Annotated in this window: 8 protein-coding genes and 2 pseudogenes; 4 read left to right on the forward strand and 6 right to left on the reverse strand. The window is 32.4% G+C overall.

The genetic code is table 11. The features are described from left to right. Positions 1 to 324: 324 nt before the first annotated feature. Positions 325 to 1,704, reverse strand: a complete 1,380-nt coding sequence (pdxR, locus tag Y7E_RS0127760; RefSeq protein WP_017154446.1) for a MocR-like pyridoxine biosynthesis transcription factor PdxR — start codon at positions 1,702 to 1,704, stop codon at positions 325 to 327. Positions 1,705 to 1,824: 120 nt separating this feature from the next. Between pdxR and Y7E_RS0127765 the strand changes: the two genes are divergently transcribed. Continuing rightward, the gene (locus tag Y7E_RS0127765; protein ID WP_017154447.1) at positions 1,825 to 2,544 is read left to right on the forward strand and encodes a type 1 glutamine amidotransferase; all 720 of its coding nucleotides are present in this window, start codon (positions 1,825 to 1,827) and stop codon (positions 2,542 to 2,544) included. Between the two features lie 198 nt (positions 2,545 to 2,742). Here Y7E_RS0127765 and Y7E_RS0127770 read toward each other — a convergent pair whose 3' ends face one another. From Y7E_RS0127770 to Y7E_RS0127780, 3 genes are all read right to left on the reverse strand, one after another. Continuing rightward, entirely contained in the window at positions 2,743 to 3,954 is a 1,212-nt protein-coding gene (locus tag Y7E_RS0127770; RefSeq protein ID WP_017154448.1) for a CynX/NimT family MFS transporter, read from the reverse strand. A 132-nt stretch (positions 3,955 to 4,086) separates the two neighbouring features. Beyond that, positions 4,087 to 4,884, reverse strand: coding sequence for a dihydrodipicolinate synthase family protein (locus Y7E_RS0127775; protein ID WP_017154449.1), 798 nt, complete (start codon positions 4,882 to 4,884; stop codon positions 4,087 to 4,089). A gap of 86 nt (positions 4,885 to 4,970) precedes the next feature. Continuing rightward, positions 4,971 to 5,504, reverse strand: coding sequence for a cupin domain-containing protein (locus tag Y7E_RS0127780; RefSeq protein WP_017154450.1), 534 nt, complete (start codon positions 5,502 to 5,504; stop codon positions 4,971 to 4,973). A 286-nt stretch (positions 5,505 to 5,790) separates the two neighbouring features. Between Y7E_RS0127780 and Y7E_RS0127785 the strand changes: the two genes are divergently transcribed. Both Y7E_RS0127785 and Y7E_RS30505 read left to right on the forward strand, forming a co-directional pair. Further along, positions 5,791 to 6,705, forward strand: coding sequence for a LysR family transcriptional regulator (locus Y7E_RS0127785; RefSeq protein ID WP_017154451.1), 915 nt, complete (start codon positions 5,791 to 5,793; stop codon positions 6,703 to 6,705). A 429-nt stretch (positions 6,706 to 7,134) separates the two neighbouring features. Continuing rightward, positions 7,135 to 7,712 (forward strand): annotated as a pseudogene (locus Y7E_RS30505) (IS6 family transposase); the annotation flags it as partial. 118 nt (positions 7,713 to 7,830) lie between these two features. On the opposite strand, the gene Y7E_RS0127795 reads toward Y7E_RS30505, so the two are convergent. After that, positions 7,831 to 8,403, reverse strand: coding sequence for a DJ-1/PfpI family protein (locus Y7E_RS0127795; protein ID WP_017154454.1), 573 nt, complete (start codon positions 8,401 to 8,403; stop codon positions 7,831 to 7,833). A 304-nt stretch (positions 8,404 to 8,707) separates the two neighbouring features. On the opposite strand from Y7E_RS0127795, the gene Y7E_RS0127800 reads away from it, so the two are divergent. Further along, positions 8,708 to 8,962 carry a hypothetical protein gene (locus Y7E_RS0127800; protein ID WP_017154455.1) on the forward strand — a complete coding sequence of 85 codons (255 nt, stop codon included), beginning with the start codon at positions 8,708 to 8,710 and terminating at the stop codon, positions 8,960 to 8,962. Positions 8,963 to 9,299: 337 nt separating this feature from the next. On the opposite strand, the pseudogene Y7E_RS30510 reads toward Y7E_RS0127800, so the two are convergent. Beyond that, positions 9,300 to 10,139: pseudogene (locus Y7E_RS30510) on the reverse strand (tyrosine-type recombinase/integrase); the annotation flags it as partial. Between the last annotated feature and the right edge of the window lie 185 nt (positions 10,140 to 10,324).

Below are 10,324 nucleotides of genomic sequence, written 5' to 3' on the forward strand. Positions count from 1 at the left end.
GGGGTAGCACCAACAAAACGCGAATTTCGTACGCTAAGCGATTTTTTACATAGAAAATGCCTATTCGGGGTTCAGTCGAGATATATGGAAAAAAGTTATATAATTACTTTTATTTCCAATATGATTTTGAATTGAATTTTTATTTTCCTTAGATAAAACCACATAATGGAAAATTCTGTTGTAATAAAACGCCATTTTTGTTGTAAGGACTGGTATTAAGATATGAAATTGTTATTTTCATTTTTAACTGGTGTTAAAAGAACATGTTAAATTGCATAAAAAAGAGAACTTAGTTACAGTACTAAGTTCTAATCATTATATTATTTAAAGCCATGCCTTTTTAAGTAACTTTACTCCTAAAGTAATATCTTTGTGAGATAGACCTCCAAAAGCTAATTTAATGGTTGGTCTGTCAGTATAATTATTAACAAAATAACTTGATGTTGGGCCTATCTCTACACCATTTTTATACGCCTGTTTTATTAACCAATTCTCTGACTTTTGCAAATGCACCTTGATGAGCAGATACAATCCTGAATTGTTACCGATGATAGTTATATTGTTACCAAAATGTTCGTCTAAGGTAGAAATTAAATGTTCCATTTTTCTTTTATAAATATTACGCATTCGTTTTATATGTCTATACCATTCATTCTCCTTCATGAATTTTGCCATAGCAATTTGATGTATCGTTGATGCTGTATTTTCAAAACCTTTAAATTGTTCCTTATATCTTATTTCTAGTTCCTTTGGTAAGACCATATAGCTTAATCGTAGACCTGGCAAAAATGCTTTCGAAAAATTCCCGATATAAATTACCCTATTTTGTTCAATAGATGCTAATGAAGGAAATGGACGTTGTGTATATCGAAATTCACTATCATAATCGTCTTCTATAATATATCCCTTCTTTTTTTTAGCCCACTGAATAAGACGCTGTCGTTGTTGAATTGACATGTTTACTCCATAAGGGCTGTGATGAGATGGGGTTACATAAATTAGTCTAGCTTTTAAATTTCTTAACTCAGATAATTCAATGCCGTATTCATATACAGGTAGAAATTCAAAAGAAAAATGATGTAATTTGAAAACTTCTCTAGCGCCCCAAAAACCTGGATCTTCTACAATAACGCTTGAAAAATCACTTTTTAATACATGACCAATATAAGTTAACATTTGTTGTGTACTACTACCTATAATGATAGATTCTTTATCCGTACTCAATCCCCTAGATTCTAATAAATATTTTGCAATTTGTTCTCTAAGAATTGCTTCCCCAAACGGGTCACCATATTTATATAAAAGATTTTCTTCCATAGAATGATTCACAAATTTCTTCCATGTATTTTTTGGAAACATTTCTTTTTCCACTGCATCTACTTTGAAGTTAATGATAGTTTCTTTACTGATTTGTTTCTCATCTTTTTGTTTAACCTTTTTTTTTCTTTGATATAAATTTGGTTCTAATTCATTAACAAAAAAACCTCTTCGATTTTCGCCACGGATATATCCTTCAGCTGCAAGTTGTTCATATGCTAATAATGTTGTATTTCTACTAACATGAAGTGAATCTGCAAGCTGACGTATTGAAGGTAACGCTTCATCTTTTTTTAATAATCCTTTTTCAATGAGTAATTTGACATTTGTATATATTTGTTTATATTTAGGAATACTTTTCTCAAAAGTAAACAAGTAGTTTTTCATATTGCCCTCATCTGACATGTGTTTTTTTATAAAACTGTACCTTTTTATATGTCAGTTAACATCTTATAATAATACTAGTCAATTCACAAGTTAATTAATTCTTTTAAAAAGGAGAAACAAATGCGTATACATTTTATTATTCATGAAGTATTTGAAGGACCAGGGGCTTTTCTGACATGGGCAGAGATGAATGGACACGTGGTCAGTTATTCAAGAGTTTACGAACAAGAACAACTTCCTTATAATATCGAAGGCATAGATTTACTTATTGTATTAGGTGGACCACAAGATCCTAGTACAACTAAAGAAATGTGCCCACATTTTGATGCAGCCGCAGAAATATCTGTCATTAAAAAATGTATAGAGGCTAATAAAGCTATTATAGGAGTTTGTTTGGGTGCCCAGTTAATTGGTGAAGCCTTAGGTGCATCTTATGAACATAGTCCAGAAAAAGAGGTAGGAACCTTCCCTATTACTTTAACTGAAGAAGGAAAAACGAATAAGCTTTTCTCTCATTTCGCTACTACAAGTACGGTTGGCCACTGGCACAATGATATGCCTGGTTTAACTAAAAATAGTAAAATATTAGCGTTTAGTGAGGGGTGTCCACGGCAAATTGTGGAATATAGTGAACTCGTTTATGGTTTCCAATGCCATATGGAGTTTACTCCTGAATTAATAGAATTATTAATTCAACATTCTGAACAAGAACTAGAAAAGTATAAGGAAAATCGTTTCGTTCAGTCTCCAGAGCAATTAAGAAAGAATGATTATACAACAATGAATAATCAGCTATATACTTTTTTAGATAAACTTACTAGCCTTTATCAACAAAAATAAAATATTAATTATTTCACTAACTAAAAAACCTTTATGATACACATGAAAAAGTATTATAAAGGTTTTTTATAACAGAGATTGGTATGAGTTTGTTTTACTTTAAAAAAATAGAAAACAAATAAAGTTGGAATACGTTATCTCTAATAAAATAATCGAAGAGAGCTCTCTTCAGAACAGAAATGCTATAGAAGATATTGATTATTTAGAGGTTACATATACATTCTTTCCTGCCCTCATACCTGTAATGAAAATGATTATTGATGTTAAAATTAACATCAATAAAGGGGTAGTCCAATTATGAGTAATATCGTGTAGCCATCCGAATAAAATAGGCCCTATAGCTGCTAAGAGATATCCTAATGATTGGGCCATACCGGATAGTTCTGCAGCTTCCTGAATATTTTTGGTACGTAAACTAAAAAACATCATTGCTAAGCTAAAGGCAACTCCAACTCCAATCATGATAATCCACAAAGGAATAAGAAGTGGGCCTCCATATAGAATTCCCAATAAACCTGCAATAAGCAAAGTAACTGAAATACTTACTAACACGTGTTGCTTTCCTAAACGCCCAGCTAAAATAGAGACAATAAATGTAACAGGAAGCATAGAAAGTTGCATTAAAGATAACATCCAGCCTCCTTCATTAATACCTAACCCTTTTGATTCAAGTATTTCAGGAAGCCATGCAATCACTGTATAAAAGATTAAGGATTGAGCCCCCATAAACAATGTTACGTTCCACGCTAGCTTAGAACGCCATAAGTTGATGGAAATTTCTTTCTTTTCTGTTTGTAAAAAGTCCATAGATTTGTGGTAATTCCGTAATTGTGGTAGCCAAAAGAAAATAGTGAGAAGAGATAAGGTTCCCCAGCATCCGAGGGATCCTGACCATCCTAAACCTAACGACGAAGAAATGGGGATACTTATCCCAGATCCAATAGCTCCAAATAAATTTATAGAAACAGCATAAATGCCTGTCATCATACCTATATTTTGTGCAAAGTTATGTTTAATAAGACTCGGTAATAATACATTACCAATTGCAATCGATGAACCAATTAAGACAGTTCCTATAAATAACGTGCCTACTCCACCAAAAGAACGTATTCCAATTCCAACTATTAATAAGATTAAGGAAATAAATAGCGTAAATTCCATGCTAAAACGACGAGTTAACTTAGGAGCAAATGGGGATAAAAATGCGAATGTAAGTAACGGTACTGTAGTAATTGTCCCTGCTAATGTGTTAGATATACCCAGACTATCACGAATAGAAGATAATAGTGGGCCTACTGATGTTATTGGGGCTCTGAGATTTACTCCAATTAGAATAACACCTGCAATAAGTAATCCTCTTTTAGTCTTTATATCCAGTTTTTGTTTTTCCATTTGATGTAAAATGCTCATGATAGCTATAGACCCTCCATATTGTTTAGTAATGGTATCCGCAAGCAGAAAGAATAATTGAATTATTTTTTCTGCTTGGCGATTACCTTAGGATTTTTTCATTAAAATGAGGAAATCCGTGAAATAGTACTATTACCGAATAGGAGAACGACAAGTACCTACTTTTATGCCCAGAGAATTGTAGTGATTCTTAATGTTTATAACAGCTTGACCACTTGTAACCTTATTAATTAATTGGTTTATTTTTCGAAGGTCCACTGGTTTATTCGTTAATAAGTCACTGAAAATTTGTTGAATTTCTTTTGGATAAACATTTCCTACCATACTAGAAAGTCCATTACACCCATTCATTATCTTTTCTATAAGGTTTACATCTCCCCCAGCAAACATGATAAATTCATCTGGTAAAGTTGTATTTTCATGACGTTTAACATCACTCTCTTCTTTCATGCCTACCAGATTGGAGTGCTTCTGATTAATAAGAGTACTAAATGACTCAGCACTTAGCTCAAAACCTGTTCGAAAAGGATTGTTATAAAGTACAACATTTTTTGTGGTATGCTGCAATAACTCATTAATATAAGAAATAGCCTGTTCTTGCGTCGGCTGAATATATGGAGGGAACTGAATTAGAATGGAATCGAAAACAGACTCCTCAAGTTTTTTAATCAATCTTATTGCATTTTTTGTTGTTGTAGCTGATACACCAAACATAAGTTCAACATGTTTAAAGTTTTGTTGGTTAAAATAATCGATAATTTGGATTCGCTCTTCAATACTCATTGAATTTTGTTCACCTGTAGTAGCAGATACAAGAAGAGACTCTATTCCGTTACCTGTTAAGTACTCAACAATGGAATTAAAGCCCTCTAAATACAAACTTTCATCTTCTTGAAAGGGGGTTGGAATAGCTACATTTAAATTTTTCATCTGTTTTATCCTCCGGTATTTATATATATATAGAAATAACTAATTTTCATGTGAGATCAAAAATAAAAAGTACTAGTTAATACCTTCTATTTTTTCTCTGTCTGTACATTTTGTTTTAAGACGTGGCGGGGAGTACTCCCTATGGGTTCTTCTAAAAACCATGTGCCCATTGAAGTAAGAACCGGCACATCCTGAAAAGTGAAAAGGATCGCATCCTCTGTTTCTGAAGTATTGCAATGCTCATGAGCAGACCATGGAGGAGCTAGGAATAAATCACCTTTTTCCCATTCAATCTTCTCTCCATCTACAATACTAAAACCCTCTCCCTGAAATACTAGGTTTAAAGCCACATTCGTATGACGATGAGCCTTATTATGCTCACCAGGTTTAAAAATTTGTACTACTACATTCATTGTTGAGGAAGTACCATACGCATCTCCAGTATCCTTATGAATGAGGGATAAAGTTCCACGTCCACTTTCAAGAAAATCTTCTGATACAGATTCATTAAGCAAGGGATAAATATCTTTCCATTTCCAAGAACATGCTCGAATGGCAGGCTTCCTACTCTTTTTTAGAAATTCGCTATAATTGACAATATCTGTTCTTTGATTACTCATCCTATTAACCTCCTCAAAATTTTACACAGTTGAAATGTTTTTAACTTTCGAAATCATCAATTTTAATAAGATTAGCCTTCTGTGTAAATAATAGTCTAAGATACTTCGATTAATAGAACAATCTAATTATTTATATAATAATTATAGCTTTAACCTATGATATAATTTGTATTACCTTAAGTTGCTGTAGAATTCATATAGAAACTATCCATAATAAATGAGATCCTTGAGGCTTTACATAACATCAATTCATTAACTATCACCACTTGAACTAGGAGGCTTCAGAATGGAATTAAGACAACTGGAGTATTTTTATGCTGTGTGCCAAGAACTTCATTTTACAAGAGCTGCAGAAAAAGTTGGAATTTCCCAACCATCTTTAAGTCAACAAATCAGATTGTTAGAGCATGAAATTGGAACGCCTTTATTTGATCGAATTGGTAAGAAGACAGCTCTTACTGAATCGGGAAAACTACTCTTAAAGTATACTCGCAACATTTTTCACGAATTAGAACAGGCAAAAACTTCAATAAATGAATTAAATGGACTTCAAAGAGGCTCAATTTCGATTGGTACATTGTTAACAGTAGAAAATTATCTGATTCCACCCGCATTAATTAAATTTCACAAGCTATACCCAGCTGTTAAGATTTCTGTGCTAGGTCTACGTACTGGGGATATTCAAAAACACTTGTTAGAAAATAAGGTGGACTTAGGAATCGTTTTTTTGCCTATGAAAGGCGATGAATTTGAAACGCTTTCTTTATATACTGAAGAAATGGCTTTTGCAGTACCTGTCGAACACCCATTGGCACATCAGGATATGTTAGGATTAGAAGTATTAGAGACGACCCCTTCTATTTTACTTCCTGAACAATATTTTATAAGACAGCTTATAAATAAAAATTGCAAAGACTTGGGTTTTCTTCCGAACCCTATTTTTGAAATTACAACTATGCAATCATTAATTAATATGGTGGCAGACGGTATAGGAATCACTATATTACCTGGTCCTTACCTAGAGTATCTTAACCAACCTAATATAAAGATCATTCCTATACTAAATTCTAGTCTTGCTCGAAATGTGGGAATTGTCTATAGGAAGGATAAATATCTAGGTGCAGCTACACATATTTTCATTGATACGTTAAAAGAAATTTCGTTTAGTTTAGACTATGGTAATACGGAAGGAAATAATTAAAGGCTGTATACATGTTGTTAAATTTCAGTTATATAGTTGTAACAATATAAATAAAAGTTCCGTACTGGATAAAAAAGCTATGAATCTTCAGGTTCATAGCTTTCTGCTATATAATTTCTAAAAAGAATGTGTATTCAATCATTTTTGGATATATCCTTATAATTATATGTTTTATGAATGATGTTAGTCCACACTATCCGTAACAAAAACGACCGTTTATGGAACTTGTTTGTTTTTAAACAAAAGTGTAACTTTAGGAGATAATTTGCATAGTTTTTAAATGATAAATTGCATAAATAATAAAAAAGAGAAGTCTGTAAAATTGCAGACTTTTCTTTTTTAGGTTCTGGTACAAAAACTTCAGGATAATTGCAAGTAATCTATAAAACTTGGACATACTAATATTATTACTCTAAAAGGGTGTGTGATCTATCCATTTCTCATACAACGATTATGCGTTGGGTTCATCAGTATGGTCCTGACTTGGACAAACGGATCCGACGTTACCTCAAACAAATGACTCCTGGAGAGTCGATGAAACATATATCAAAGTAAAAGGGCAATGGATGTACCTGTATCGTGCTGTTGATTCGAAAGGAAACACAATCGATTTTTGCCTAAGCAAAACAAGAGATCAGAAGGCTGCAAAGCACTTTTTCAAGAAAGCTTTGCGGTCTTTTCATGTTTCAAATCCTCGTGTTATAACAGTCGATAAGAATTCAGCCTATCCTATAACAATTGAACAGTTGAAAAAAGAAAAAAGCATACCTGATGGTATGCAACTTAGATAACAAAAGTACTTGAATAAAATAGTAGAACAAGATTATCGTTTTATAAAGAAGCGTATCCGTTCTATGCTAGGGCTCAAATCTTTTGACACAGCTACATCCATTCTTTCTGGAGTAGAAGTCATGCATATGATTACAAAAGAACAGATTGATTTACGGAATCAGTCCGTCCAAACTCAGAAAGAATTCATCCATCAATTGTTTGGACTTGCAGCATAAGATACGATTCCGTTAGGAATATATGTGCTTTATTCTCTTTTATTTTATTTTTGCACCAGAACCATCGCAACTACTAAAAAGATCAAGTCAGAAATAACTATCTGACTTGATTTAAAACTTAAAAATATAAACCTTTGCCCACTGGCTGAACAGTTTCTAGTACAGTGTCAACCATTTCTTCATTAATTAGGGTTCTTATAATCCAAGCTGAGAGATCTTGAGCAGCAAAGCAACCTGCAGCAGTCGAGATATTGCCTTCGTTTACGAAACTTTGTTCAATAACGTCTACATTAAACTCTTTAAGTTGTTCTACTACCGATGGATATGTAGTTGCTTTTTTGCCAGTTAACAATTCTTTAGCTCCTAGCAGAAGTGAACCAGAACACATAGAACCTATTAATTGCCTTTGAGGATCTACATGAATGCTATTAAGATATTGTTGATTTTTATATAAATCTTGTACACCTTTACCACTTGTAAATATTACAGCGTCAGCAGAAGGAATATCAGATATGCTTCCTGTCATAGGTATACGTAATCCAGCCATGGATATATGAGTTTTTTCTGTTCCTAATAGTTGGACATCCCAATCAAAAATACCACCAACTAGACGTACACGGTTTAATAAATCCCATGGTAAAAAGACATCTATATCAGTGAAGTTATCGAAACAGACTATTGCAATTTTCATTATACAAACCTCCGTTTATTTGAAAATTAAAAACATTTTAATTATAACAGTTTCAAGTGAAGTTTGAGTACGGCAACATGCCTATCAACCTAAGCTTTTGAATTGTCCCCTAAACGAATATTTTATTATTTTACAGTTATTTATGAGGGTTCAGCTCATTTTTTTCGTTTTGGGAAACAACTAATTTCTTAACCTGATGGTAATAGGGTTATGTTAACTTTTTATTTACAGTATTGTGTAAAACTGTATAATTTTATATGATATATAGGTTGTATAAACAAATTATATAAAGAGGTATCATGTTATGAAATTCGAAGACAAGCGTATGTTAGGAATCCAACTAGGTTCTTTATTACTGACAGAGGAAAATCAATACTTAGTTTTAAAAAAAAATGAAAATTACTCGTTAATTAATATTAATAATTTAAAATGTATGTTATTTGAAGTTCCCTTGGAACACGTAGAAGAAATGATAGTTGAAGATTTAAAGGAGACAATTCAAGATATTATTGCTCCTGAACATATTAAATTGGTAGCTGGCGTACCACCAACATTTTAACGAAAATATACGCTAAGCAAATTCAACATGAAAAAACGTTGATTTTACTACTCTAAGCAACTTATTCAATCTCAAAAATGGGGGATTTGAGACAAATGAAATTCACCCTAAAATGTGCTGAAAATAGCTTGAAATACGTCTCAAAACTCATCTCTAAATCAAATTCTCAATTTAAACAAGCAATATTGAGTTTTTGAGAATCCCTTAACGTATAAAAAGGTTAAAATGTGCGTGCTACCCCTATATGATTTTGGGTTCTGTTGCAAAGTTGAAAAATAACCGAAAATAATGAGTATACGATACATGTTCTTGTATATTTTATAATGTTTATTCGGAACAATTGTATTTTCATTCTATATTTTTGGGGGCGTTTAAAACTTTGCAACAGAACCATAGAAACAATCCGTTCATTGTCTCCCTTTGTATCAACCGTTAAATAGTAACGTCCGCGTATAGTGTCATACTCAAGATCTTCCCACTTTGCATGTGCTACCTCTGCAACACGCAACCCTGTAGTAGCAAGAACTGATAGTAAGGCATAATTGATTTCATTATCCTTATAGTAATGAAGCAACTGCTTCACTTCCTCATATGATAACTCGCGTTTTGGTTTATGGTGTTTATTAACGGTCGTACTTAGAACTTCCACATGAAGAGGTTCCTGGATATATTGAATTTCATATAGCCATTTCAAATACGAACGGATCACACCAAGTTTTCGACTAATCGTAGATGCTTTGTATTTTTCTTTTGATTGATAGGAGATTGCCTCCTGGGATAACCACTTTTGATAGTTTCGGATATGTCGCTTTCTTAAGTTTCTCCAAACTTGGCCGACTACATAATCTTTAACATCTTGCTGCAGAAACTCTGTACTTTGTTTGATAAAAAAATAGAACTGGCTTAAATCACGTGCATATAGAGTCCTAGATGCATCCTTTATACGCTTTTCTTGATCAAAATGGGTTTGCCGGTTCAAGTAGTAGTACAAAATTTCTTCATCTGAAAATCCCTCATATGTATATGAATCTTCTCTTTCATTATTTTCCTTTTTAAATTCAGCTGCATTAATATAATCACGACTCCATAATGCAATTATGTTTGTGAAATTTTGCTTTTGTTTTTCTATATTTTCTAAAGAAGTTTCACTATGAATTGTATTCAATTCAAATTTCATTATCCTTCAACTCCTTATTAATTCCTTTTATATCTATTATTATAACTGAATTGCATTCAAAATTATTAGCATAATAAGATTAAATTTTATAAAAATGAAAGTAATGAATAAGTATAGAAAAGGACCCATTTTCTATGGTTATAAGTTTCTTAATACAATTAATAATATTTCATTTAATTTATAGC

Origin of the sequence: Bacillus bingmayongensis (genome assembly GCF_000299035.1) — a bacterium.
GTDB lineage: Bacteria > Bacillota > Bacilli > Bacillales > Bacillaceae_G > Bacillus_A > Bacillus_A bingmayongensis.